Here is a 24,501-nt window from a genome sequence, read left to right on the forward strand (position 1 = left end):
AGAAAATGTCTAGTGAAAATAAATTCTTTTCCCACGGAACACTTGAGAAGAACGTTGGGTGGTTAATTATTGCCACTATCGTAGTGGTATCTATCGCTGGTTTGGTTCAAATTGTCCCATTGTTTTTTCAGCACACGACTACTGAGCCAAGTCCTGGGGTAGTGCCGTATTCAGCATTGCGTTTAGCTGGTCGAGATGTATATCAGCGTGAAGGTTGTGTTGGTTGCCATTCTCAGCAAATTCGTACTTTACGTTCAGAAGTGGAACGTTATGGCCCCTATAGCTTGGCTGGCGAATCTGTATATGATCACCCGTTCCTCTGGGGTAGCAAACGAACTGGTCCCGATCTAGCGCGTGTTGGTGGTCGTTATTCAGATGCCTGGCATCAGATTCACTTGAATAACCCGCGTGACGTGGTTCCCGAGTCGAATATGCCCGCATATCCTTGGTTGCAAAAAAATGCCGCTGATGGATCAACTATCCAGTCCCATATGGTTGCAATGCGTCGTCTAGGTATTCCGTATTCCGACGAAGATATTGCTAATGCGCCTAAGGAACTCGAAGGCAAGACAGAGTTGGATGCTTTGGTTGCCTATCTGCAAGGTTTAGGTATTTCACGTCGCTACATCACTGTTGATGAAGTGGTAGTGAAGTAACGGTTGGGATTATTAATTAACACTATATAAATCAAATGGAACTAATCACACCTTATCTCTCCGCTTTTTCAACAGTAATTGGACTCGTCTTTTTTGTTGGGATTGTTTGGTGGGCCTGGTCTCCAAGCAGAAAGTCAGCTAATGAAGAATCTGCTGAGCTTCCATTTGATCTTCCAGATGAATTTAGTAAGGACAAATCATGAGTGACTTTTTTAGCAGCGGTTGGAGTAATTACATCGCACTCGTTTCGTTAGTCGGGATTCTTTGGTGTATCTGGCTACTATTCTCGCAACGTAAGGCTAAAGTAATTCATACGGCCGATGGTGCTGTTGCTGATACTGGTCACGTTTGGGATGGTGACTTACGTGAACTAAATAACCCATTACCGCGCTGGTGGATGTGGATGTTCTTGCTATCCTGCATCTTTGCTTTAGTGTATTTGGTTCTTTATCCAGGTTTGGGTTCTTATCCAGGTGTCTTGGGTTACAGCACAGATGGTGCTCTCATGAATTCTATGACTACTGCTAATGATGAGTTGAAGCCGGTTTACGCTAAATATGTGAAGATGGATATCGAGCAAGTTGCTGCAGATCCAAAGGCGCGTGAGATGGGTCAACGTTTGTTCTTGAACTCATGTGCGCAGTGCCACGGTTCAGATGCTGGTGGGGCGAAGGGCTTCCCAAATTTGACTGACGGTGACTGGCTCTATGGTGGTTCCCCAGAAAATATCAAGACGACATTGATTAATGGGCGCGCGGGCGTAATGCCTCCGTTCCCACAGCTTGATAGCAATCAAATTGTGGATGTAGCTAACTACGTACGTAGCCTCTCGGGTTTGCCTGTGGATGACGCAAAGGCGGCTCGTGGCGCGGAAGTATTTAAAGCCAATTGCGTAGCTTGTCACGGTGCGGATGGCAAAGGTAATATCGCCTTGGGTGCGCCTAATTTGACTGATAAGACTTGGTTATATGGTGGATCAGAGGCAACCATTATTGAGACTCTCACCAAAGGTCGCATGGCAATGATGCCTGCTCAGGATAAAGTATTGAGTCCTGAGAAGATTCATCTCTTGACGGCTTATGTATGGGGTTTATCTAACAACAAGGCTGCCGTAGCCAAGTAATCAGTGTCAGATAATTCGCCGGTCGGGAAGCCTATTCCCATTGATGTTATCGAGGAATCTCTTTATGAGGTCCGGCGAAAGATTTATCCACGATCTGTTAGCGGGCTGTTCGCTCGCTGGCGTTTCATCTTGGTATTTGCAACGCAATTATTGTTCTATGGCCTTCCTTGGGTTAGCTGGAATGGTCGTCAAGCCGTACTCTTTGACTTAATTCAACGTAAGTTTTATATCTTTGGCTTAGTGTTGTGGCCTCAGGATGTGATCTATCTCACACTCCTATTAATTCTATCTGCGTTAGCTCTCTTTTTGTTTACCGCAATTGCTGGTCGATTATTTTGTGGCTATGCCTGTCCGCAAACGGTCTATACCGAAATTTTTATGTGGATCGAGCGCAAGGTTGAGGGCGATCGTTTTGCTCGCATTCGCTTGGATGGGGAAGAGTGGCCTTGGAGCTTCCATAAGTGGCGCCTCAAAATCACTAAGCATTTTCTGTGGCTATTAATTGCCTTTTGGACTGGCTTTACTTTTATTGGGTACTTCACCCCAATTGAAACTCTGAGCGCAGGAATTCTGCATTTATCACTTGGCCCATGGCAAACTTTCTGGTTATGTTTCTACAGCTTTGCAACTTGGGGTAATGCGGGTTTCATGCGTGAGCAAGTTTGTAAATACATGTGCCCCTATGCACGCTTCCAAAGCGTCATGGTAGATAAAGATACTTTCCTAGTTACCTACGATAAGGTCCGTGGCGAGCCCCGAGGCAGTCGCAGCAAGTCGGCGGATCACACCAGTCTGGGGTTAGGCGATTGTGTTGATTGCAGTATTTGTGTGCAAGTCTGCCCAACTGGTATTGATATTCGTGATGGCCTGCAATACATGTGTATTGGTTGCGGAGCTTGTATTGATGCTTGTGATCAAGTGATGGAGAAGGTCGATTATCCAAAGGGCTTGATTCGGTATACGACTGAACGAGCTATTGAAGATAAAGAAACCAATCAAAGTGCGATACGCCATATCTTGCGTCCACGGGTGTTGATTTATACGGCATTCATCACGGTATTGACAGCCGCCTTCATGATCTCTTTGCTCACTAGAAACCCCCTACGAGTTGATGTGATGAGGGATCGGGGGGCATTAGCACGTGAAGTGGATGGTGTACGTATTGAGAATATCTACCGTATTCAGATTATGAATGCCTCTGAAAATTCCATGAAAGTTCATGTGAAAGCATCGGGCCTCTCCGGCCTGAGGATCTTAGATTCACAGGGAAATGAAATTACTGAAATCGAAGTAGCCCCTGCTAGTAATCAGTTATTACCAATTAAAGTTAGCGCCAATATTGGTGATAATGAGCCAGGAAATTACCCGATACACTTTGATGTATCAGCGGATGAAATGTCTGGCGATAAGCCAACTGTCAGGGTTCGCGATGAAAAATCAAGCTTTATTATTCCCCGCTAAGCTATATAGCAAAAGATGGAGAGGATGAATATGTCAGAACAAGAAACAAATAAACCTTGGTTTAGGCAGCTCTGGCCATGGTTACTCATTAGCGGGCCAGCTATAGCTGCTATTGGCTGCATGATTACCATCTATCTTGCGGTGAATTTATACGCTGATAAACCAGTGCGCGATGGTGTAGTCAAGCGCGGACTAAAGGTTGAGCAGCTTAAAGTAGAGCAGGCTCACAAATGAAGTACCGCCTATTCATTTGGATCATGTGGCCATCATTTTTGGTTTCTATTTTGGCCGAAGGTTTGCTCTTTAGTGTTGTACATCCAGCGGAGCTATTATTTTTTGGCTCTCACCCAAACATTTCTGATGAGGGCATCTACACCATCGGATTTTTTATTATCTGGATATTCTGCTCATTCTCAAGCGCTTTAACTGCCTATATTCTTCCAGGCATTGATGAGGATGGCAATAAAGGGCCGGACCGCGGCTTGATTTAGACGGTCTTACTTAAGCGCTAATTGGCTTGATTTGAAGCGTGCGGTCAGGGTTGGGGATGCTGGCTAACTCATAAAGCCCATCCATATCGATCAGCTTAATATGGCGCTGTTTAATCTGGATTAGTCCTGATTCAGCAAAACGAGAGAGCATGCGACTAACCGTTTCAATCTGAATGCCCAGGTAACTACCAATTTCTACGCGACTCATCCGTAAATCAAATTCATTATTTTGATAACCGCGAGCTGCCAAGCGCTGAGAAAGATTCAGTAAGAAGGTCGCTAAACGTTCTTCTGCACGCAAACTACCCAATGAGAGTAGGTGACGTTGGTCTTGCGTGAGTTCGCGACTCAGAATGCGGTGAAATTGCTTTTGTAGTACTGGAATTTGGCGTGCCAAATCCTCAAATGCTTCGTAGCGAATAATGCAGACTTCGCTATCTTCTAGAGCGATTGCCTCGGATTGATAGCTGCCCTCACCAATGCCATCAAGACCTAGAATCTCGCCAGGCAGATGAAAGCCGATGACTTGTTGGCGCCCATCTTCTAGACCATATTCAGTCTTCAGGGTGCCAAAGCGTATGCTATATACCGCAGAAAGTGGGTCGCCATGACGATAGAGGGTCTCACCTTTTTGCAGATGGACGCGTTCTTTAACAAGTGTATCAATCTTGGCAATATCGCTTGAGCTGATCCCTACTGGCAGGCAAAACTGACCCAGTACGCAGACTGAGCATTTACTACTAGGGACATCTGAGTTAATGTAATTCATATTGGATCTAGTTATCAGACCAGTTTATTCTACTCGGATAATGTTTAATTTTAATACTTCCTCGAGACTGGGGCTGCCTAGATGCTAACTACTAGTTTATTGCTAGCCGTCTTCCTGGGCGCTTTGGTTAGTGGGTGGCACTGCGCCCTCATGTGTGGCGGTATTGCGGCGGCAATCGAACGTCAGGGTGGCGCTCCAAAGGCGACTTACAGCCCATTACAAAGTAAGTCTGAGCTGTTTTATCTGCAACTCATCATGCACTTAGGGCGCTTAACCACATACGTTTTACTTGGTGCTATCGCTGCTTGGGCTGGCGCTATTATCTGGCAGCAAAATATGGTGCCTATTCAACGCCCCTTATTTGCTTTTACGTCCCTAGTTTTATTGTGGATGGGCTTGCGCCTTTTGCGTCAGAGGTCGAATAGCCCTCTATTGGTCGGAAAGTGGCTGGGCGCACGAATGGCAAGCTATTGGGCGAAATATTTAGGGAGTTTTACAGGCCGCTCATCCCGTTGGTTTAGTGGAATGGTGTGGGGCTTAGTGCCTTGTGGTTTGGTGTACAGCGTTTTACCGCTCGCTTTTTTATCGGGGGATGTCTTGACAGGTGCTGCGCTGATGTTGGCATTTGGCTTAGGTACTTTGCCTAACCTATTGCTGATCTCGAAATTTTCAGCGGTCCTGACACAGTTTGGACAATACATCTGGGTGAGATATATTGCTGCAGGACTTTTATTGTCCGCAGGAATTTTTGGGCTCTATCGCGCTTGGTATTTGCCAGAAGCTTTACTTAAGGGCGGCTTCTGTATTAGTTAATACGGCTGACTGACTGCTGCGGCAATGCCTTGTTGCAGGTCTGGGTAGATGCAATTAGGGGGTAGTCGCTCCAATAGGCCTCCACGTACTGCCATCTCATATGGCTGATGTACAAGCCCGCAAATCAGGAGCTTAATGCCGCGATTTTTGCAAACTTCTTCAAGTTCAAGCAGAGCATCCATTCCAGAAACGTCGATATAGATTACGTTCTTTAAATCCAGAACCAACAGCTTTGACGGCAATTCATTTTCAATGTTCTCTAGAATCTTTACTGCGCCAAAAAAGATGGCGCCATAGATTCTGAATACAGAAATGTTGCCCTGGTGTTCTTGCAATACTGGAAAGTCGATTGCGCTTGCCGCTTCATAGCGAGATAGGCTTGAGATTCGGTAAATGAAAGTAATAAATGCCAAGAGCAGACCCACTTGAATTGCCACAGTAAGGTCTAAAGCGATGGTCAGAAAAAAGACGCTCAACATGGTCAAGCGATAAGGCAGGCGGAATTGTTTGAGGTCTGCAAACTTTCGCCACTCACCCATATTCCAGGCAACATACATCAAAATAGCGGCTAAGCTGGCTAAGGGAATATTTTTTGCCAGCGGAGCCCCAAACAAAATAATAGACAGTAATGTTACAGAGTGGACTATTCCGGCAACTGGTGTACGACCACCACTTTGTATGTTCGTAACTGTTCTTGCGATTGTCCCTGTAGCGGGCATGCCACCAAAAAATGGAGTGACTAGATTTGCCAGCCCTTGTGCCATGAGTTCTTGATTAGAGTCGTGGCGATCATGAATCAGCCCATCGGCAATGCGTGCGCACAGGAGCGATTCAATTGCTCCGAGTAGGGCGAGTGTAATGGCGGGTGCAATGACAAACTGTGCCGTACTCCAGCTAATTGGAATCCATTCAAAACTGGGAAGACCGGCTGGGATACCGCCAAACCGACTGCCAATCGTATCTACAGGCAGATGAAATAGGCTGCTAGCTATCGTAGCTAGCACCATCGCAATCACTGTTCCAGGTATATGTGTGAGATAGCCAAGATGTTTTTGAAGTGCTCGCCAGGAAACTAAAAAAACCAGGCTTCCCATCGACAGCAAGAAAGCAGCTGGATTGACGGTATCGGCAGCTGTATATAAGATTTGAGCTGCTTGAAAAAATTCAGCAGGCATCTTGGTAATTTGCAGACCAAAAAATTCTTTCACTTGGGATAAGCCAATCAATACGGCGATGCCGTTGGTAAACCCAATAATGACGGCTACTGGAATAAAGCGAATTAAAGTGCCGAGGCGAAAGAGCCCCATCAAGAATAAAAATACTCCAGACATGGCGGTCGCTAAGAGTAGGTTAGCGATCCCGTAGTGATCCACAATGCCGTAAACAATGACGATGAAGGCGCCTGCTGGACCGCCAATTTGCACGCGACTGCCGCCTAATACGGAAATGAGTCCACCGGCAATGATGGCGGTAAAGATACCTGCTTCTGGTTTGAGCCCGCTGGCAATCGCAAATGCCATTGCTAAAGGCAATGCCACTACCCCCACCGTAATACCCGCTAATACATCTTTACTAAATAGCGCGCCACTATAACCCTTGAAGGAGTCAAGCAGTTTTGGGTGAAAGAGGTTCATTAGAAAAAGATTTTCAGGCTATACGGCTACCAACCCAATAGGCTAAGGTGGCAGAAAGTGCCGTAACTGCAGAGCCCCAAGCAATATCCACAAATGCCAGTCGAACAGGAAAATCGCGGATGACGGCGAGGTTTGTTAGATCGTAAGTCATGTAGCAAAAGAAGCCAAATAGAGCGCCATATTGCGCTGCATATATCCAGGACTGTTTCGAGATGGCCGGAAGAATCACAAAAATCGATGCGCCCAGCGCGTAGAGAAGATAAAAACCCAGTCCAGCTAATAATTTAGGCTCGCTGGCCATCAGAGAGCCCATGTCATCGCGATAGAGATTCTTGGCGATGCCCAGTAGCCAAATCAAATCAATGGCTACTAAAGACAGTAGAAATGAAAAATAGACCGCTAAATACTTGAGCAATTCAGTTTCCCTTTTAGGCTTTTACAGATGAATAATTAGGATTATGATGGAACGAGCGGCATTAAGGTTTAATTTAACAGGAGTCGATATGTTCAAGCACTTATTAGTACCGGTTGATGGTTCAGATGTCAGCAAAAAGTCCTTAAAGAAGGTGGCAGAGCTTGCCAAAGCCGATAAGGCTGCTGTGACGTTGGTCTATGTTTCTGATCCGATGCCGCCAATGGTGTATTCAGACAGCACGATGGGTTACGGGATTTCGCAAAAAGAGCATAAAAAAGTATGCGAGGCATTTGCTGCGGATGTCTTTAAAAAAGCATCAGTGATATTGGGTGCTGGTATTAAGGTCAATACGCTGCACATTGCTGATAGCAATTTATCTGAAGGTATTTTGGAAGGTGCTAAGAAATCCAAGGCAGATGTGATTGTGATGGCTTCCCATAAGCGCACCGGAATTAAGAGCGTCCTCTTGGGTAGTGAAACGCATGAAGTGATTGTGCATTCTAAGTTGCCGGTGTTGGTTCTCGGCTAAGACTCAAGACTGCAAGAAATTAAGGGGCCCGATAGGCCCCTTTTTTGTTCTGTATTTATTTCAGGCGCCCCTTAATTTTTGAGGGGCGTTCCCAGCAATAGAATTTCTCTGGTGAGCAGCCCGCTGTCACTATCGCGCATATTCCATAGATCTAATTCAGTTTTAGCGCCATATGGATCAACATAGATGCCATCTTTTCTTAATTCAAAGTGAAGGTGAGGGCCGGTAGAGCGTCCGGTCGATCCCACGTAGCCAATCTCCAGGCCACGCCTTACTTCATTGCCTACCTCAAGCTCTACGTTGTAGTTGCTCAAATGGGCATAGTAGGTACGATAGTTTCCAGGATGCTCAAGGATAATGAGATTACCAAATGCACCGCTATAGCCCAAGTGCACGACTTTGCCAGTGGCGACACTAAAGATGGGCGTTCCAATAGGTGCTGCGTAATCAATTCCCATGTGGGCGCGATAGCGTTGCTTGGGTGCCGCAGTTGGCGTAGCGCTTGCCTTTTTAGGAGAAGCTTTTTTACTATAGGCACGAACACTTCCAACACCGCGTGATATGCGTCGATAGCTCAGGGGGTTAGTCCAAAAGGTGCGTTCGATGGATTCTCCGTTAGCGGTATAAAAGCCTCCTGGAATGTCACTTCTCTCAATCCAAAACGCACTGGAAAATACCTCATTAGAGGCTGGATCAATAATTTCTGCTGCCCAGATTTGCGCCCAGCGCTCTTTATCGCCAAAGTCCACGATCAAGCGCACAACGCTATTGGTATTTTCTAGGGCACTGTTCTCCTCTGGATAAATCTGTTTAATGACGGAGTTCAATTCCCAAATGAGCTCTACAGGCAATTTATCGCCTACTTTTTTGGGGTCGTATAGAACATCACGCAGTGGCAATTGAATTTCGGTAAAACGTTTCGACTCGTCTTTTAGGTAGTCTTGCTGAATTAAGAAGCTACCTGCTGCTGAGGGAGTAAAAGTCCAAATTTCGGTCTTGGCATCCTGTATCGGGCCATTCATGATGCTAAGCGATTCAAAGCGGTTGCGACTTCCAAGGGCTAGCGCATAAGGAATGCAATTACCACGCATGCGATCAAAAAAGCCTTTGGTTTGCGATTTAAAAAAATCATTGAAGTTGTGATCACTTAGACCTAAATTGGACGGGAGATGATCTTCGTTATAACTGCGACGTAGGCAGCCTCGTTGGACGCGGTAATCCAGGTTCGCGGCACCTTCACTACTGTATTCACCCTCTATCCTTTTAAATAATTCAGGATTTAAGCTCATGCTTTTTGAGGATTGATTGAACGTGTTTTGCTTCACTTTGAGTCCGACTTGCTTGCTACTTGGTATGGCAGCCTTCTGCTTAACTTGGGGTGCTTTGCTAGCCTTACCATTTTGGGCTGTAGTTTGCGCCAAAGCGCTAGAGACGAGCTCTATCCCTGGTATTTGAATGAAGCCAACAAGGGCAAATCCAATTACTTTGATTGCCCCTTTAAAAAAGAGGGGTCGCGCACAGACATTTTTCTTCACACAGCAATTATCCAATATTGTTGTGAAAGATCTGCGTATTTTGGGTCGTGCTGTACCGCAACAATATCGCTTTAATTTAGTTCGGGTGCTATTTTTAGCACTTCAAAGGCTGCTTTGAGCCGCTCCTCATAGACATGCTTCATTTGAGCTGCTTCCCCTGGTGACCACTCTCTGAAGCCTGCGCCTTTGTCCATGCCGGTTTTCCCCACGTTCACCAGATCCATGACACAAGCAGGCGGCGCTTGAACATTTGAGAGGGAGGGGTAGATGACCTTTGCAGCTAGCGCCATACCTTCCCAACCCGAGATTTCTTTTTGTGTCATCGGGCCAACTGCCGCATAACGAAAGCCAAAGCTATAGCGCACCGCAGTGTCGACATCATCTGGTGATGCAATCCCTTCTTGCACCAAAGAGAGTGCCTCACGCATTAAGGCATGCTGAATGCGGTTAGCTAGAAATCCTGGAATATCACGCTTGACCAATACGGGCTTCTTACCATGGGCACGGTAAAGATTACAAATCTGTTCCGCCATGTGTGGGTCAGACTTTTCACCTAGAACCACCTCTACCAAAGGAACAATATGGGCAGGCATGAAATAGTGGGTATTGAACATCCGATGACTTGTCTTAAGGCCTTGTGCAATTTCACTAATGGGGAAACCCGAGCTATTACTACCAATTGGAATATTGGATGGGACACGCTGATCAAGCTCGCGAAAGAGTGCTTTTTTGAGATCTATGCGTTCAGAGATGGTTTCAATAATGAGATCGGTATTTTGCCAATCAGACCAATCCGCAATGCTACCGGCAAGTAGTTCGCCACCAGCATCTCGCCATGTGGGATTAATGGTTTCAGCACACGTCTCCACCTTGGAGAGGCAAAGCTCTGCTTTGTTGAGATCTCTGCCCAGCAAAATTGTTTTGGCGCCATAAGCCAAGAAGCTGGCTGCAATGCCTACCCCCATAGTGCCCGTACCCATGACAACAACTTGACTCATAGCGTCTCCAAATCATCCTAGATGATGCATATTGTTAAGTGACTCATTATTCCTTATCTGTGAGTTCTCACCTAGCTCTAAATATGGCTACAATAATTTTTTGTATATAGGAGCTCCCATGCCCATCATTGAGTCAGTATCAGTTGCAGCAGTAGCTGTGCCTCTGGATAAAGTTACCTCCTTTTCAACACGGACGGTTTCAGAGCGTCACTATTGTTTAGTCAAAGTGCGCGGCAAGGATGGCAATGAGGGTATTGGTTTTTGCTATGTTGGGAGTGCGGGTGGGGATATTGCCAAAATTGCAGTAGAACAATTACTTGCTCCAAAATTGCTTGGTCAAAATAGCCATCGCAGTGAAGGTTTGTGGATGGAGATGTATGACGAATCTATTTTGCAGGGACGTGCTGGCGCTGTGATGCGTGGCATCTCCATTCTGGATACTGCGCTCTGGGATTTAAATGCCCGGGCTGCGAAGTTGCCTCTCCATCAATACCTAGGATCCGTCGTAGATGACCGCGTTCCAGCTTATGCCAGCGGTGGTTACTATTTAGAAGGAAAAACGCCTGCTAAGTTGGGCAAGGAGATGGAGTCCTACGTCAAACAGGGTTTTAAGGCTGTCAAAATGAAAGTAGGTCGCCTCTCGCCTAGAGAGGAAGAGGCGCGCGTTAAGGCTGCTCGTAAGGCCGTGGGCGAGGATGTTTTGCTGACCTTGGACGCTAATAATGCTTGGCGCGATTTACCTACGGCACTGGAATACATACGTCGCTTTGAGGCTTACAACCCATACTGGATTGAGGAGCCATTTTCTCCAGATGCTATTGATCTCCATGCGGCTCTTGCGCGTCAAACCAAGATTAATGTGGCTACTGGCGAGATGGAAGCTGGGCGCTGGCGTTTTAGGGAGTTAATTGATGCAGGTGGCGCGGCTATTTTGCAGTCTGATGCAGCGGTGTGTGGCGGTATCACAGAGTGGCGTCGTATCTCTGCTTATGCAGATGTCAAGGGTGTGATTGTTTGCCCACATTGGATGCATGATTTACATGCGCCTTTAGTAGCAGCGACTCCAAATGCCCGTTTTGTAGAATTCTTCTTGGATGATCAAGTCTTGAACTTCCGCAGATTGATTAACAAGCAACTCACTTTCAAGAATGGGGATTTAATTTTGCATAAAACCCCAGGCTTGGGATTTGAGTTTGATGAAGCCGCTATTAAAAAGTATGCCGGGAAAACTGCTTGGACAAAGATTGCATAACTAGTTTAATAACTTGATTTAAGCAAATTCTGAGTAATAAAAAATCCCGCACATGAGGCGGGATTTTTTATATTCTGAGGATACTTAAATGAGCTTAGGAAGATTTTGGATTGAGCTTGAAATGCGTGATTGATTGGGTAATCAACACTAAGCCAAATCCTAAAAATCCAATAATGTCGGCCTCGGTGGATGGATAGGCTAGTGCTACCCCAGCAACCACCATAATGACGCGCTCAAAGACTTTGGTTTTTTCAATAAACCAGCCCTGTAGTCCGCCAGCCAAGCAGATAATGCCGACAACAGCGGTAAAGGAAACCCAAGCGATCTCCATCCAGTTCGCTTGCTCTAATGCTGCAGTAGAGCCCATTAACAAGAGGCTGACGCCAGACTTATCCAGCACAAACATGAAGGGCACCAATATCGCGGGCGCAACGTACTTCCAGGTTTGTAGAGTGGTTTTGTATGGATTACCTTTGCAAATAGCAGCCGCTGCAAAAGGGGAGAGCGCTGTTGGAGGGGATACCTCGGAAAGCACGGCGTAATAAAAGATGAACATATGCGCTGCAAATTCTGGAACACCAAGATTGATCAGCGCAGGTGCCGCGATCACCGCGCAAATAATGTAAGACGCAGTCACTGGAACGGCGAGGCCGACAACCCAAACGACTAGACCCGTGAAGATGGCGGTAAGTAAGAGTGAGCCACCAGCGTATTGAATGACAATAGAGCTGAACTTTAAGCCTAAGCCAGTCAAGGTAACGGTACCAACAATGAGTCCTGCGCCAGCACAGGTGACTGCAATAGCGAGAACGCCAGTAGAGCCAGATGCCAGTGCTTTGGTAAGGTTAGAGTTATATAGACCAGAGAAAATCTTCTCTTTACCTTGGAACCAATCCCAGGGAATGATGGCGGTATCACGACGCAGCATGCTTGAGAGTGCTGAAACAACAGTCGCCCAAAATACCGACATGACGGGCGAGAAGCCAAACATCATGAAGACCACAATCGAAATCAATGAGAAAAAGTGGAACCAATATTTTTTGGTTAACTGCCAGGCAGATTCCGCGGCTTTGAATTGGATATTTTTCATGCCGTACTTGCGTACATCAATTTCCACCATGACTAATAAGCCTAGGTAAAACAGAATGGTTGGAATGGTTGCCATCAGCAACACGTCTAAATAGGAAATCTTTAGAAAATCGGCAATCAAGAATGCTGCCGCGCCCAGTACGGGAGGAGAGATGATTGCTCCTAGGCCGCCAGCCGCCAGCAATCCGCCAGCTGCATTTTTTTCGTAGCCAACTTTTTCTAGCATCGGAGCGGCTACAGAGCCAACGGTAACAGTCGTAGCTACGCCAGAGCCTGATGGGCCACCAAGTAAGAATGAGGAAAGAACAATCGTTCTGCCAACGCCAGAGGATTTACCACCCATGGCGGCAAAAGAGAAGTCGATAAAGAATTTACCTGCTCCCGTGAACTGAAGGAAGGCGCCAAAAATGGTGAACAGAATAATGAGGGTGGCAGATACATCTACTGCGGTTCCATAAATACCCTCAAGCGTCATGTACATGTAACCCACTAGGCGATCAAGGTCATAGCCTTTGTGCGTCCATGGAGCTGGCAGGTAGTTACCAAAGAGGGCATACAACAAAAATAGGGAAGTAACGACAACCAAGACCATGCCATTGGTTCTTCTGACGCTTTCTAGGATGAGCGCGATGAGAAAGACGCCAACCATGACATCGGTTGAATTTGGGGCGGTATTGCGGTCAAACAGATCGTCGCCACCACTCAGAATGTAATAGGCAACAACTACCGATCCCACGGCAAATAAGATATCCCACCACATCAGGCGGTTCTTAAAGCGGGCTGCAATTGGAAAACTCAGAAAAACTAAAAACAGCACTAGGGCTACGTGGATAACGCGCAGCTGCTGGGTTGGCACAATTGAATAAGCGGCATATAGGTGAAAGAGTGACATGCCAACAGCTACCAAGGTGATGAACTTGGCCAAGAGACCTTTGTAGTCATTTGAATCGCCTTCCTCTTGCTTGATGAAGGCGTCTAATTTTTCTTGTGTTTCGTTATCAATCACAGCTTGTGTCATGTCTCTACCTATTTTTTTATTTATAGCTTTTTAGTATTACTAATGCGGGGCTAGCAAAAAACTCAGGAGTGCTTGTGGGCACCCCTGATTTCAAACTTAATTTAATTTAACGTTCTTTTCTTTGAAATACTTCGCTGCACCAGGGTGGTATGCGATTGGGGTAGAGCTTTGTTTTTGATTCTCAAGGGTAACGTTGATGTACTCTTTGTGAGTGCGAACTAGCTCTAACTTATTGTCAAATACTGCCTTCACAATTTTGTAGGCTTCATCATCAGGCATGTTGGCATTGACTACGAGGATGTTGGCTACGCCAGCAACCTTATTATCTTTACCCATCCCACTGTATGTTTCTTTTGGAATATTGGTAGCAAAGTACAAGTTACCGTATTTCTTATTCATTGCTACGACTTCAGCAGCATTGTCTACCATGACGATTTTCATGCCGGGGCTATTAGCAAGATCGGTAACCGCTGCGGTTGGTAGACCACCAACCCAGAAGAAGGCATCAATTTTTCGATCCTTTACAGCATTTACAGACTCGGCTACGCTCAAACGCTCGCGCTTGACGTCTTTGTCTTTATCCAGACCGGCTGCTTCTAGTAAGCGAAAGGCCATTACTTCAGTAGCACTGCCGGGCGCGCCTGTACTAATACGTTTGCCTTTGAGGTCCTTCATAGACTTGATGCCAGTGGAGTCCACCGTCACAACGTGCATGAGATTTGGGTAAAGCACTAGAAGGGTGCGTAAATCTACCTTCTTATTGGTAAATTTACCCTCACCATCTTTAGCGTCTTTAGCTGCATCTGCCATAGAGAAGCCAACGTAAGGCTTACCTGTGCCGATGAGGTTGAGGTTGTCTACGGATCCACCAGTCACTTCAGCTGTAGCAGACATGCCCGCTACTTTGCTGGACAGAACTGAGGCTAGTCCACCACCCATTGGATAGTAGACGCCACCAGTACCACCGGTGGCAATAGAAATGTTTTGTGCTTGTGCAGCACTAAACAGCATAGTGAGTGATACAGCAATTATTTTGATTATTTTCATATTTGTCTCCTGTTGTAGGTCTGTCTAATTAAAGTCCTGGCATGCTGAAATTAATCTTTTCTAATTCGCTCAGTAGCTTCGCTTGCTGGTCAGCGCTGAGTTGCATAAGTGGTGGGCGCACACGTAACCAATCGGGATCCTTGCTGTAGTGCGCAACCGCGGTTTTCATGCCGGCAATCATTTGATACTGGGCAAAAATTGAGCGTACTTGATCCAGGTCAGCTTGACGTTGATCTACGTCAGATTCTCTCCAATGAGCCGCCAATTCAGCTATGGCCTTAGGGTTAACGTTAGCAGTAGCAGAGATGCAGCCAACGCCACCTGCGCGTAATGCGCGCAAGAGGAAGACTTCGCTACCGGCATATACGCGGAAACCGGACGGCGCTAAGAGCTTGATCACGGATTCTGTATAAGACCAATCGCCAGAACTATCTTTCATGCCAACGACGGTTTTTGGATACTCCTTGGCTAAGCGCTCCAACAAAGAAAGGCTTAAGTTAATTTTGGTGACAGGCGGGATGTTGTAAATGTAAATTTGCAATCCAGCATCTCCCACCTTTTGAATCACTTCGGAGAAGTAAGCAAAAAGACCATCATCGGTGACGTCTTTGTAGTAGAACGGTGGCAACATTAAGACGCCAGCACACTTGTGTTGAATGGCATGGCGAGTCATATTGACTGTTGCGTCAATTGATGTGGCACCGGTACCAGGCATCATGTGCGCAGGGTTTAAGCCACCTTCAATGAGGGCTGTTAATGTGCCCATCTTCTGCGGCGCAGACATCGAGTTAGCTTCTGAGTTTGTGCCGAAGATTGCTTGGCCAACACCATTGGCTTCAAGCCATTGACATTGCTTTAGTAATTTTTTCGCATCTGGACTGCCGTCTGCTTTAAATGGAGTCAATACAGGTGAGAGCACCGCAGGTAGTGTGGAAGGGTGTAGGGAAATAGTCATTACTTACTCCAATTTAATTTTTTACTTCAGTGAGAAGCGGTTTTTGATTATAGAAAGCTTCTAAATTATCTATTGCTAGGTTCGTCATCAATTGTCGCGTTTCAGAGGTTGCGCTTCCGATATGCGGTGTTAATAAGACATTATCAAGATTTAAGAACCCGAAGTTTGGATTTGGTTCATTTTCAAATACATCGAGCGCTGCACCAGCAATATTTTTTTGTTGCAGTGCAACTAAAAGTGCCTCCTCATCCACTACGCTACCGCGCGCAATATTAATGAGATAGCCTTTCGGACCCAAGGCATCTAAGACTTCAGCATTAATCATTTTTTCTGTCTCTGCATTGGCGGGGCAGGCAAGTAGGAGGATGTCACAGGCCTGTGCCAGGGACTTGATATTGCTGAAGTACTCGTAGGGCAATTCTTTTCTGCTGGGGCCGGTATAAGCCAGTTTGACCTTAAAAGGCTCTAATCGTTTTGCCAGATCCTGACCAATACGCCCCATACCTGCAATGCCAACGCGCTTACCTGCAAGGGTGCTTGTGATGGTGAAGGGAGACTTAGACCAAGCGGTGCTTTTGACAAAATCCTGCGCTTCAGGAATGCGGCGCAATAAGCCAAGCAACATACCAATGGCTAATTCACATACGGCATCGTTCAATACGCCTGGGGTATTGCTTGCCTTGATGCCATTGTCCTTGAGATAGTCTAGAGGAAGGTTGTCATAGCCCACACCACAAGTGGCGACCATTCGTACGCTAGGCATTGCTTCAAATAATTCTTTTGGCAACTGGGTATTGGAGCGGGTCAGGATGGCAGCGAAGCTTCCATCGGGAGCCTTGCCATGTGGATCGAGAAGTTTGATTGTGCTCAGTCGTTTATCAATCTCCAATTGCATTATTTCTGGAAATTGCCCGACCTGCAGCACCGAATTGACTGGGATCATGTCTCACTTACTTTTTTATTGGAATAATGAAATCATTGTAAGAGGATTTGTAATCCTTATCTGGCACCCGAAGGAGAAATTGAGATGCTGTTTACCCCATCAGAAACTAAAGTCCTCATCGTCGGCGGCGGCACCATGGGTGCTGATGTCGCTGCCGTTTGCGCTCGGGGAGGTTGTGCGGTGCAAGTTCTGGAGCCCACCACAGAGCGTCGAGCACTTCTGCCAGACTACTTTGCGAATACCATGATTGATCTGGGTTATGAACATCGACTGCATTTACTTTCTACAGCGGGCTCTTTGGAGGAAATAGATTGGCCTGAGGTGGATTTAGTTATTGAGTGCGTGCCAGAGCGTTTGGATATCAAGCAAGAGTTATTTGCTAAGTTGGAGGAATACGCAAAGCCGGAAGCAGTCTTGGCGAGTAATAGCACTAGCTTTCCGATTAGTGATATTGCGGCAGGTTTGAAAACGGCAGCCCGCATGATTGGCTTACATTTTTTCATGCCCGCGCACTTAGTGCCTTGCGTAGAAGTGGTCTATGGGGCGAAGACATCACCCATGGTTGGAGAAAGTCTTTCTCGGTTGATGACGGCTTGTGGCATGGTTCCAGTGACCGTTAAAAAAGATTTACCTGGTTTCTTGGCAAATCGTTTGCAGCATGCTTTATCGCGCGAAGCTTTTGCCATGGTCGATGCCGGTATTGCTAGCTTAGAAGATATTGATAAGGCTGTGCGTTTCGGTTTTGGCTTTCGCTACATTGCTGCGGGACCTGCAATGCAAAGAGATCATGCTGGCTTGGATGTGCATGGTGCTGGTGGCGCAACGATTTATCCAACCCTCAATAACTCCCCAGAAATTGCGAAATGTTTAAGCGATCGCATTGCCAGCGGTAAGTTAGGCATGAAGACTGGTGAGGGATTTTATTCTTGGACTGCGGAGACCATGAAAGCAGAGCGAGAGCGTTATCAAGAGGCTTTACGTGAAGGCCTAAAGATTATTCAAAAGGATCTGCCTAAGATTGAATGATGATGCTTTAGGTCAGATCTTTGAGGTTGAGTTTTCTTAGTTGGGGTGCAAGTTGGTAGGTAAGTAACACTACCAGTATGGTTGCCGCTCCACCAAATAGGATTGATGGCACAAGCCCCATTAGGCTTGCTGCAATCCCTGATTCAAGTGCACCTAATTCGTTAGAGGAGCCAATAAATATTCCATTAATAGCGCTGATCCTGCCGCGCATCTGGTCTGGAGTAGTTAATTGCATAATGCTGCCACGGATCACGACCGAGATGGAATCACAGCAACCAGAGATAAATAAGAAGAGTGCGCAAAGCCACAGATTGCTAGAAAGCCCAAAGGCAATAATTGCAATTCCAAAGCCACCAACTGATAAAAATAAATGTTTTCCAGAATCTTCTAGTAGAGGTCGACGCGCCAAGTAAAGGCCAGTCAGGACTGCCCCAGCTGCAGGTGCTGCCCTCAGGATTCCCAGTGTTTCTGGACCAGCATTGAGAACCTCTTTAACAAGGGCCGGAAGAATGGACACAGCGCCACCAAATAGTACGGCAAACATATCTAAGAGCATGATGCCAACAATGAGCTCGTGTTTTCGTACGTAATTAAATCCTTCAAAAAAGCTTTTTAAGAAATCATTACTGATGCCTTCAGGCTTTTCATGTTTTATGTGAATGAAGGTGACCCCATATAGACCGACAGCTCCACTCAATGCGGCCATTGCATAAGTCCATTCCAGCCCAGCGACTCCAATCATGAGTCCACCCAGGCCTGGTCCAGCTACAACGCAAATCTGAAAAGCAGAGGATGCGTATGCGGTATAGCGCGTCATTTGATCTCTGGGAATGATCTGCCCAAAGATAGCCTGATAAGAGGGGCGCAATAGTGCGCGTGCCAAGCCTAAAAATGCTACTGCTGTGTAAATCAAGGGAACGGGTGGGGCTAACCAGTCGAGCGCTATCGCAACTAGGAATAGGGCGACGGCAATATGAAAGCCGCAAGCAATCGCAGCTATCAGTTTTCGAGAATGATGATCTACTGCATGACCAGCATAAAGGGCCAATACAAAGTACGGAACTAGCTCTGCTAGGCCAATCAGACCAAGGGAAACGACACTATTGGTAATCTCGTAGATATGCCACCCGACGGCAACCATCATGATTTGATAGCTGAGAGTTGCACCTATGCGATAGAGCAACAGAGTTTTGAAGGCTTGGCTAGTTTTCATGAATTTTTCTTATTCTAACGGCGGCAGTGATTTATTCTTTAGGTATGAAAAAAATTATTCGCGTCTGGGATCTCCCTATCCGTCTGTTTCATTGGTTCCTAGTCATTTGTATTGTTGGAAGTTTCATAACAGTCAATATTGGTGGCAATGCTATGGAATGGCATGCAATCTTGGGCTACTGCATTCTTGCTTTAATTATCTTCAGAATTCTCTGGGGCTTGATTGGCTCTCATCATGCCCGCTTCATTAATTTTGTACCAAGTCCTAAAGTCCTCTTGAGTTACCTATCCGGTAAGACTAAGGCAGGACTCGGTCACAATCCCTTGGGTGCTCTGTCTGTTCTAGCCTTACTCTTTTCAGTAGGACTTCAGGCGGTGACGGGTCTTTTTGCAAATGACGATATTGCTTTTGAAGGGCCATTCGCAAAATATGTCTCCAACGGAACCGTTGAGTTCTTAACTTCGATTCATCACCAGAATGAAAAGATTCTAATTATTTTGATTGCTACTCACCTCTGTGCAATTTTCTATTACCAAAAGTTCAAGGGTGAGAGTTTAATTAAGCCGATGCTGCTAGGTGATAAAGAAATTGACCCAAGCGAGGAGGCAAAGTATCTGCCGTCTGACTTGGGTCAAGCCTCCAAGGATGGAGGTTTGCAACGTGGCTTAGCTTTATTTTTGCTGAGCCTTATTGCAGTGGTTCTGGGTTACTTGATAACGAGCTAATTACTTTTTCTTGAAGTCATCATGGCAACCCTTACAGGTAGCACCGGCTGCACCAAAAGCCTTTTTAATCGCTTCTTGGTCACCTGATTGCGCAGCGGTGTTCAAGTTTGCAACAGCAAGCTGCATTTTTTCTGAAGCTGATTTAAATTTAGCGTTATCGGACCAGACCTCTGGCAGTGCATTGCCTCCTTCGGTGCCTGGACCAAAAGCTTGCCATGGCAGTGTTGAAATAATGGAAACCACGGCTGCGTTTTTGGCAACTTCATCTTTATTGAATGGCGCTTCACCTTTGACTACTGCGCCAATTTTTCCAAAAGAATTAGCCATCACAGTGAATGCGCTTTGACGATATTTGATGGCATCTTCTGGTTTTTTAAATTGCGCATAGGCGATTCCAGCGCTAGCTAGGAGTGTTGGTGCAAGTGCGGCAAAAACAAGATGTTTGAGTTTCATAAGAGGCTCCAATGATTTCAATAGATAGGACGGATAAGGCTATATTGGCTCAGCATACTCTGGAATACTGATTTTTGTCGATCACAATACATTCAGAAAATCATTCTTAAAGGGCTGGTCAGTAAGAGAATGAGCCACTCAAAAAACGCCATCAAGGGGGTCATCCACAGGCTCCCAATAATCCCAGTGAATACCAGGCCAAGAACGATAAAAAAGCCCCAGGGCTCTAACTTGCCCAAGGCAATCGATTGGCACGCCGGCAAGAGTCCCGCAAGAATGCGGCCGCCATCTAGGGGTGGCAGCGGAAATAGATTGAACACTAGCAATCCTAGATTCCAGGTAATGCCAGCCTGAGACATGGAGATGAAGAACTTTTCATTTATGCCAAACCCAACGAGCCCAATTAGCAAGATTAGCCAAATTAAGGCTTGAATAAAATTGGATCCTGGCCCAGCTAAGGCCACCCAAATCGAGTCAATCCGAGGGTTACGTAGGCGCCCAAAGTTCACGGGTACTGGTTTGGCATAGCCCACCAAAAAAGGGGATCCAGACAAAATCAATAGCAGGGGGATGAGGATCGTCCCCACGGGATCTATATGTTTAATGGGGTTCAGGCTCACCCGACCCAGCATATAGGCCGTATTGTCACCGAATTGACGTGCTGCATAGCCATGGGCAGCTTCATGGATAGTAATGGCAAAAATCAAGGGAATCGCATTAATGGCGACAGCTTGGATAGAATAGTCAGTAATCATGGCAATATGATATCTATAGGAGCAAAAAGTGACTGACGATAAAAAAACTGAATCAAAAACCCCGGCCAAGCCAGTAGTGGCTAAGCCAGCAGCCCGTCCACCAGCCCCCAAAGGTCCGTCTGGTCCTGGCGGAAGGCCTCAGGCTGGCTTTGGAGGTGGAAAAGCCATGATGCGTAAGGCTGGCCGCGGCCGATAGTGGATAATTACCCAACTAATTGATGTGTTTAATGAGGATTTAGCATGAACGAATGGCATAAAGAGTCGAAAGACGAAATCAACAAGAAGATCATTACTTTGATCGTGATGTTGGCAGCCGCTACTAGCTTGGCTATTTTGTTTGCATTGGTTGCAGCTCATACTGGTTACGTATTCGGTTAATTGGTAGTAATGACTAGCCATCGCCAACCTGCTGTATTTGCTGGCCATGGCAGTCCAATGTATGCCATTGAGCCCAATCGCTATACAGCTGCTTGGGCCAATCTTGGCAAGTCACTCAAACGCCCAGATGCCATCCTAGTCATCTCGGCCCATTGGGTAACCCGCGGAGTATGGGTTACCGCAATGCCCAAACCTAAAACGATTCACGACTTTGGCGGTTTTCCGCAGGCCTTATTTGATATTCAATATCCTTCGCCTGGTAGCCCTGCGCTAGCGGATCGCGTAAAAGAATTGTTAGATGTACCTGTCGTGCTGGAAGAGAATGAGTGGGGCATTGATCATGGTGCTTGGTCTGTTCTGAAATACCTCTACCCTGATGCGGATGTTCCTGTAGTGCAACTCAGTCTGGATGGATCCCTCTCCGCAAAAGAGCATTACGAGTTAGCGAAAAAATTACGTCCTTTACGCGACGAGAATATTTTGATTCTGGGTAGTGGCAATGTTGTGCATAACTTACGTACTATTCGATGGGGGGAGAGTGGGACATCTTATCCATGGGCAAAAGAGTTCAATGATTTTTTTGTTTCAGAAATGAAAGCGAATCATCATGAGACTTTGATTCATTGGGAGCAATTTGGTGACTCCGCGCATCTCTCTATTCCAACCCCAGAACACTATTGGCCCGCTTTGTATGTGCTTGCCCAACAAGAGCATGGAGAACAATCCAAGACTCTCATCGATGGAATGGAAATGGGTTCTATTAGTATGCTGGCATTCTCCATTCAATAAATCACTCAATATGTGGCCATCTATCTTTGCAATCTTTTGTGGCGCTGGTCTTGGTGCTTTACTAAGGGCCGGGTTTAATGCCACAACAGTCAATATTGCATCGACGCTTCCCCTGGGAACTTTTTTATCCAATATGGTGGGCGGATATTTAATTGGTATCGCTGTAGCCTTTTTCGGCAACAACCCAGCCCTTTCCCCGGAATGGAAGTTGTTCGTGATTACGGGCTTCTTGGGTGGTCTGACTACCTTCTCCAGCTTTTCTGCTGAAGTTGTAGGATTGATGCAGCGAGGCGAAGTGACTTGGGCGCTGGGTACTGCGCTCTTGCATTTGGTCGGCTCACTCTGCCTGACTTTCCTAGGTATTCTGACTTACCAAGCCTTGAAGTAAACGCAGTCTAGATTTACTCAGGCTTGATGTTTCCGGCTTTGACCACAGCACTCCATTTAGCAGCCTCGGCTTTAATCAAGGCGCCAAATTCAGCAGGCGTTCCCCCGCCAATTTCATTTCCCTGAGAAAGCATTAATTCACGTAATTGCGGATCTTTTAAGGCTTCATTAGCCGCGGCATTCAGCTTATCAATAATTGGCTTAGGTGTTTTAGCGGGCGCGATAAAACCTTGCCAGTTCAGTACTTCAACCTTCGGGTAGCCAACTTCAGCAAAGCTAGGGACGTTTGGTAGGAGTGGAGATCTCTTTTTGCTAGTGATGGCGATGGGACGTAATTTATCTGCTTTGATGCTGGGTACTGCTGAATACATTTGATCGAACATCATGTCAACATTGCCGCCCATTAAATCTGTCAAGCCGGCAGACCCACTTTTGTATGGAACATGAATCATTTTGATGCCCGCATTCTGCATAAACAACTCTGCAGACAATTGATGACTGCCACCAATACCTCCTGAGGAGAAGGTGAGGGTACCCGGCTTAGCTTTTGCCGCCGTGACAATATCTAATATAGTTTTATATGGCGAGTTTGGGTGAACCACTAAAACTAATGGTCCTTTCTCTATCAAGATAATTGGGCTGATATCTATTTCGGGATCGTAGCGAAGGTTGCCAAATAAGGTCTTATTAACCGCCATGGGTGCAAAATTGCCCATACCAATCGTGTAGCCATCCGGTGTCGCTCTGGCAACAAACTCCGTGCCGATGTTTCCGCCGGCACCTGGCTTGTTATCAACAATGATGGGTTGCTTGAGAATCACACTCATTTTTTGAGCTAGTTGTCTGCTTCGAGAATCAGCGCTACCACCAGCGCCATAAGGCACTACTAAATTAATTGGCTTGCTGGGGTAATTGGCTTGAGCTTGAGCGGATCCAATAGAAAAAATAGCTGAATAGAAAACAACAGTTTGCAAAAATTGAATGATCTTCATACGAGTCCCAATGCTCCTAGAATGGCGCCAAGCCCAATTAAATATAAAGGATGCCAGCGAGTTAAAACGGTGATTCCAATAGTCAATAGCGTCAGCATATAGGCTGCGTAGCTATGATTGATCTGCAAAGCAATTTGCCATGCCGAAGAAAGTACTAGGCCAATTGCAAGAGCTGCCGCTGCATATTGTATGGATTTCTTTTTATGTTCATTGCTCATACCCAAAATAAGGCGCTGTAAAAAGTAAACCAGAATTGAGGATGGCCAGGCAATGGCAGTCGTCGCGATGACTGCCCCAAGTACGCCATACACATGCCATCCAATCAGGGTGACTGTCATGAAGTTAGGTCCCGGTGCAGCTTGCGCAATAGCGAAATAATCGGCAAAAGTTTGCAGGTCAATCCAGTGTTCTTGATAAACGGATAGCTGAAGTAAGCTTGGGAGTAAGGCATTTACTCCGCCAAAGGCAATGAGCGAGAATGCAGAGAATTTTAAAAATAAACTCAGCAAAATATTCATAGCTTGCGAGCTTTCTTTTGGGCCAAGATCCAGGCAAGCGGAGATGCGATAAGGACTACCCATCCAAGACCGAGATGAAAGTAGCTTGCAGCGAGGACGGTTACCACCACTACTAAGAGCATTACCGGAAAACGGAACTCATCACGTAACATCTTGATTCCTGTGGAGGCGATTAAGCCAACACCAACAGCAGAGATCCCGCGGAGAATGCCTTGCACGGACTCTAGTGAGCTGTAGTGCGTATACAGAAGGGCTAACAATATGACAATGCAGATGGGTCCCAGCGTTAAGCCAAGGACGGCTGCTAGTGCACCCCTGGCACCAGCAAATCGGGAACCAATGCAAACTGCAAGATTAACAATATTGGGACCAGGAACAATTTGGCATATTCCAAGAATGGCGCTAAATTCCTCGGAGCTCAATACCTTCTCTTTTTCAACTAGGGTGCGTCGCGCCCAGGGAAGCACACCACCAAAACCGGACATGCCGATTTTGCTAAAGCTAATAAACAATTCTCTTGGTGTGAGTGTCTTCAAG

General features: G+C 46.3%; 30 protein-coding genes. 15 read left to right on the plus strand and 15 right to left on the minus strand.

Annotated elements, in window-relative coordinates; all coding sequences use genetic code 11:
* Positions 1-5: 5 nt before the first annotated feature.
* From ccoO to ICN42_RS08085, 6 genes are read left to right on the plus strand one after another with little or no spacing between them, the layout of a single operon-like run.
* Positions 6-656, plus strand: a complete 651-nt coding sequence (gene ccoO / locus ICN42_RS08060) for a cytochrome-c oxidase, cbb3-type subunit II (protein ID WP_216253225.1) — start codon at positions 6-8, stop codon at positions 654-656.
* Positions 657-691: 35 nt separating this feature from the next.
* Complete coding sequence (locus ICN42_RS08065; protein WP_216253226.1) at positions 692-859, plus strand: cbb3-type cytochrome c oxidase subunit 3; 168 nt, start codon at positions 692-694, stop codon at positions 857-859.
* Positions 856-1,779 carry a cytochrome-c oxidase, cbb3-type subunit III gene (gene ccoP, locus ICN42_RS08070; RefSeq protein WP_216253227.1) on the plus strand — a complete coding sequence of 308 codons (924 nt, stop codon included), beginning with the start codon at positions 856-858 and terminating at the stop codon, positions 1,777-1,779. Before ICN42_RS08065 ends, ccoP begins: the two co-directional genes overlap by 4 nt.
* A 3-nt stretch (positions 1,780-1,782) precedes the next feature.
* Positions 1,783-3,240 (plus strand): cytochrome c oxidase accessory protein CcoG, encoded by a 1,458-nt coding sequence (ccoG, locus tag ICN42_RS08075; RefSeq protein ID WP_216253229.1) that lies wholly within the window; start codon positions 1,783-1,785, stop codon positions 3,238-3,240.
* A 30-nt stretch (positions 3,241-3,270) separates the two neighbouring features.
* Complete coding sequence (locus ICN42_RS08080) at positions 3,271-3,474, plus strand: FixH family protein (protein WP_216253231.1); 204 nt, start codon at positions 3,271-3,273, stop codon at positions 3,472-3,474.
* A complete protein-coding gene (locus ICN42_RS08085; RefSeq protein WP_216253235.1) occupies positions 3,471-3,731 on the plus strand; it encodes a hypothetical protein in 261 nt (86 codons plus the stop codon). Before ICN42_RS08080 ends, ICN42_RS08085 begins: the two co-directional genes overlap by 4 nt.
* 10 nt (positions 3,732-3,741) lie before the next feature.
* On the opposite strand, the gene ICN42_RS08090 is transcribed toward ICN42_RS08085, so the two are convergent.
* On the minus strand, positions 3,742-4,500 hold the full coding sequence (locus tag ICN42_RS08090; protein ID WP_216253238.1) for a helix-turn-helix domain-containing protein: 759 nt from the start codon (positions 4,498-4,500) through the stop codon (positions 3,742-3,744).
* 81 nt (positions 4,501-4,581) lie between these two features.
* Here ICN42_RS08090 and ICN42_RS08095 point away from each other — a divergent pair, with 81 nt between their 5' ends.
* On the plus strand, positions 4,582-5,313 hold the full coding sequence (locus tag ICN42_RS08095; protein WP_216253240.1) for a sulfite exporter TauE/SafE family protein: 732 nt from the start codon (positions 4,582-4,584) through the stop codon (positions 5,311-5,313).
* On the opposite strand, the gene ICN42_RS08100 is transcribed toward ICN42_RS08095, so the two are convergent.
* A complete protein-coding gene (locus tag ICN42_RS08100; protein ID WP_216253242.1) occupies positions 5,310-6,947 on the minus strand; it encodes a SulP family inorganic anion transporter in 1,638 nt (545 codons plus the stop codon). The genes ICN42_RS08095 and ICN42_RS08100 overlap by 4 nt on opposite strands.
* Positions 6,948-6,960: 13 nt before the next feature.
* Positions 6,961-7,362 carry a DUF2177 family protein gene (locus tag ICN42_RS08105; RefSeq protein ID WP_216253244.1) on the minus strand — a complete coding sequence of 134 codons (402 nt, stop codon included), beginning with the start codon at positions 7,360-7,362 and terminating at the stop codon, positions 6,961-6,963.
* Between the two features lie 88 nt (positions 7,363-7,450).
* Here ICN42_RS08105 and ICN42_RS08110 point away from each other — a divergent pair, with 88 nt between their 5' ends.
* Positions 7,451-7,891: a universal stress protein gene (locus ICN42_RS08110; RefSeq protein WP_216253246.1), complete on the plus strand. Its 441-nt coding sequence runs from the start codon at positions 7,451-7,453 to the stop codon at positions 7,889-7,891.
* Positions 7,892-7,962: 71 nt separating this feature from the next.
* On the opposite strand, the gene ICN42_RS08115 is transcribed toward ICN42_RS08110, so the two are convergent.
* Together ICN42_RS08115 and ICN42_RS08120 are read right to left on the minus strand one after the other, a co-directional pair.
* Positions 7,963-9,426 (minus strand): M23 family metallopeptidase, encoded by a 1,464-nt coding sequence (locus tag ICN42_RS08115; protein WP_370626021.1) that lies wholly within the window; start codon positions 9,424-9,426, stop codon positions 7,963-7,965.
* A gap of 71 nt (positions 9,427-9,497) precedes the next feature.
* The gene (locus tag ICN42_RS08120) at positions 9,498-10,424 is read right to left on the minus strand and encodes a 3-hydroxyacyl-CoA dehydrogenase NAD-binding domain-containing protein (protein WP_216253247.1); all 927 of its coding nucleotides are present in this window, start codon (positions 10,422-10,424) and stop codon (positions 9,498-9,500) included.
* Between the two features lie 118 nt (positions 10,425-10,542).
* Between ICN42_RS08120 and ICN42_RS08125 the strand changes: the two genes are divergently transcribed.
* A complete protein-coding gene (locus ICN42_RS08125; protein ID WP_216253249.1) occupies positions 10,543-11,676 on the plus strand; it encodes a mandelate racemase/muconate lactonizing enzyme family protein in 1,134 nt (377 codons plus the stop codon).
* A 94-nt stretch (positions 11,677-11,770) separates the two neighbouring features.
* On the opposite strand, the gene ICN42_RS08130 is transcribed toward ICN42_RS08125, so the two are convergent.
* The 4 genes from ICN42_RS08130 to ICN42_RS08145 form a co-directional block, all read right to left on the minus strand.
* A complete protein-coding gene (locus tag ICN42_RS08130; protein ID WP_216253251.1) occupies positions 11,771-13,783 on the minus strand; it encodes a TRAP transporter fused permease subunit in 2,013 nt (670 codons plus the stop codon).
* 96 nt (positions 13,784-13,879) lie between these two features.
* Positions 13,880-14,830 (minus strand): TAXI family TRAP transporter solute-binding subunit, encoded by a 951-nt coding sequence (locus ICN42_RS08135; RefSeq protein ID WP_216253253.1) that lies wholly within the window; start codon positions 14,828-14,830, stop codon positions 13,880-13,882.
* A gap of 28 nt (positions 14,831-14,858) precedes the next feature.
* Positions 14,859-15,785 (minus strand): dihydrodipicolinate synthase family protein, encoded by a 927-nt coding sequence (locus ICN42_RS08140; protein ID WP_216253255.1) that lies wholly within the window; start codon positions 15,783-15,785, stop codon positions 14,859-14,861.
* A 13-nt stretch (positions 15,786-15,798) separates the two neighbouring features.
* Entirely contained in the window at positions 15,799-16,728 is a 930-nt protein-coding gene (locus tag ICN42_RS08145; protein ID WP_216253257.1) for a 2-hydroxyacid dehydrogenase, read from the minus strand.
* Between the two features lie 84 nt (positions 16,729-16,812).
* On the opposite strand from ICN42_RS08145, the gene ICN42_RS08150 reads away from it, so the two are divergent.
* On the plus strand, positions 16,813-17,754 hold the full coding sequence (locus ICN42_RS08150; RefSeq protein WP_216253259.1) for a 3-hydroxyacyl-CoA dehydrogenase family protein: 942 nt from the start codon (positions 16,813-16,815) through the stop codon (positions 17,752-17,754).
* 7 nt (positions 17,755-17,761) lie between these two features.
* Here ICN42_RS08150 and ICN42_RS08155 read toward each other — a convergent pair whose 3' ends face one another.
* Entirely contained in the window at positions 17,762-18,967 is a 1,206-nt protein-coding gene (locus ICN42_RS08155; RefSeq protein ID WP_216253261.1) for an MFS transporter, read from the minus strand.
* A 44-nt stretch (positions 18,968-19,011) separates the two neighbouring features.
* Here ICN42_RS08155 and ICN42_RS08160 point away from each other — a divergent pair, with 44 nt between their 5' ends.
* On the plus strand, positions 19,012-19,692 hold the full coding sequence (locus ICN42_RS08160; RefSeq protein ID WP_216253263.1) for a cytochrome b/b6 domain-containing protein: 681 nt from the start codon (positions 19,012-19,014) through the stop codon (positions 19,690-19,692).
* Here ICN42_RS08160 and ICN42_RS08165 read toward each other — a convergent pair whose 3' ends face one another.
* Both ICN42_RS08165 and ICN42_RS08170 read right to left on the minus strand, forming a co-directional pair.
* Positions 19,693-20,145 (minus strand): cytochrome c, encoded by a 453-nt coding sequence (locus ICN42_RS08165; protein ID WP_216253265.1) that lies wholly within the window; start codon positions 20,143-20,145, stop codon positions 19,693-19,695.
* 92 nt (positions 20,146-20,237) lie between these two features.
* Complete coding sequence (locus tag ICN42_RS08170) at positions 20,238-20,900, minus strand: site-2 protease family protein (protein WP_216253266.1); 663 nt, start codon at positions 20,898-20,900, stop codon at positions 20,238-20,240.
* Positions 20,901-20,928: 28 nt separating this feature from the next.
* Here ICN42_RS08170 and ICN42_RS08175 point away from each other — a divergent pair, with 28 nt between their 5' ends.
* From ICN42_RS08175 to crcB, 4 genes are read left to right on the plus strand one after another with little or no spacing between them, the layout of a single operon-like run.
* Positions 20,929-21,096 carry a hypothetical protein gene (locus tag ICN42_RS08175; protein WP_216253268.1) on the plus strand — a complete coding sequence of 56 codons (168 nt, stop codon included), beginning with the start codon at positions 20,929-20,931 and terminating at the stop codon, positions 21,094-21,096.
* 44 nt (positions 21,097-21,140) lie between these two features.
* A complete protein-coding gene (locus tag ICN42_RS08180) occupies positions 21,141-21,278 on the plus strand; it encodes a hypothetical protein (RefSeq protein WP_169711246.1) in 138 nt (45 codons plus the stop codon).
* Between the two features lie 9 nt (positions 21,279-21,287).
* The gene (ygiD, locus tag ICN42_RS08185) at positions 21,288-22,067 is read left to right on the plus strand and encodes a 4,5-DOPA dioxygenase extradiol (protein ID WP_216253270.1); all 780 of its coding nucleotides are present in this window, start codon (positions 21,288-21,290) and stop codon (positions 22,065-22,067) included.
* Between the two features lie 10 nt (positions 22,068-22,077).
* Positions 22,078-22,455: a fluoride efflux transporter CrcB gene (gene crcB, locus ICN42_RS08190; RefSeq protein ID WP_216253272.1), complete on the plus strand. Its 378-nt coding sequence runs from the start codon at positions 22,078-22,080 to the stop codon at positions 22,453-22,455.
* Between the two features lie 13 nt (positions 22,456-22,468).
* Here the strand turns inward: crcB and ICN42_RS08195 are convergent, their stop codons facing one another.
* Genes ICN42_RS08195 through ICN42_RS08205 form a run of 3 tightly spaced genes read right to left on the minus strand, consistent with a single transcriptional unit; the run spans position 22,469 to position 24,500 of the window.
* A complete protein-coding gene (locus tag ICN42_RS08195; RefSeq protein ID WP_216253274.1) occupies positions 22,469-23,446 on the minus strand; it encodes a tripartite tricarboxylate transporter substrate binding protein in 978 nt (325 codons plus the stop codon).
* On the minus strand, positions 23,443-23,964 hold the full coding sequence (locus ICN42_RS08200) for a chromate transporter (protein ID WP_255539325.1): 522 nt from the start codon (positions 23,962-23,964) through the stop codon (positions 23,443-23,445). Before ICN42_RS08200 ends, ICN42_RS08195 begins: the two co-directional genes overlap by 4 nt.
* The gene (locus tag ICN42_RS08205) at positions 23,961-24,500 is read right to left on the minus strand and encodes a chromate transporter (RefSeq protein WP_216253278.1); all 540 of its coding nucleotides are present in this window, start codon (positions 24,498-24,500) and stop codon (positions 23,961-23,963) included. The genes ICN42_RS08200 and ICN42_RS08205 overlap by 4 nt, the downstream gene beginning before the upstream one ends.
* Between the last annotated feature and the right edge of the window lies 1 nt (position 24,501).

Origin of the sequence: Polynucleobacter sp. 71A-WALBACH (assembly GCF_018882365.1) — a bacterium.
GTDB lineage: Bacteria > Pseudomonadota > Gammaproteobacteria > Burkholderiales > Burkholderiaceae > Polynucleobacter.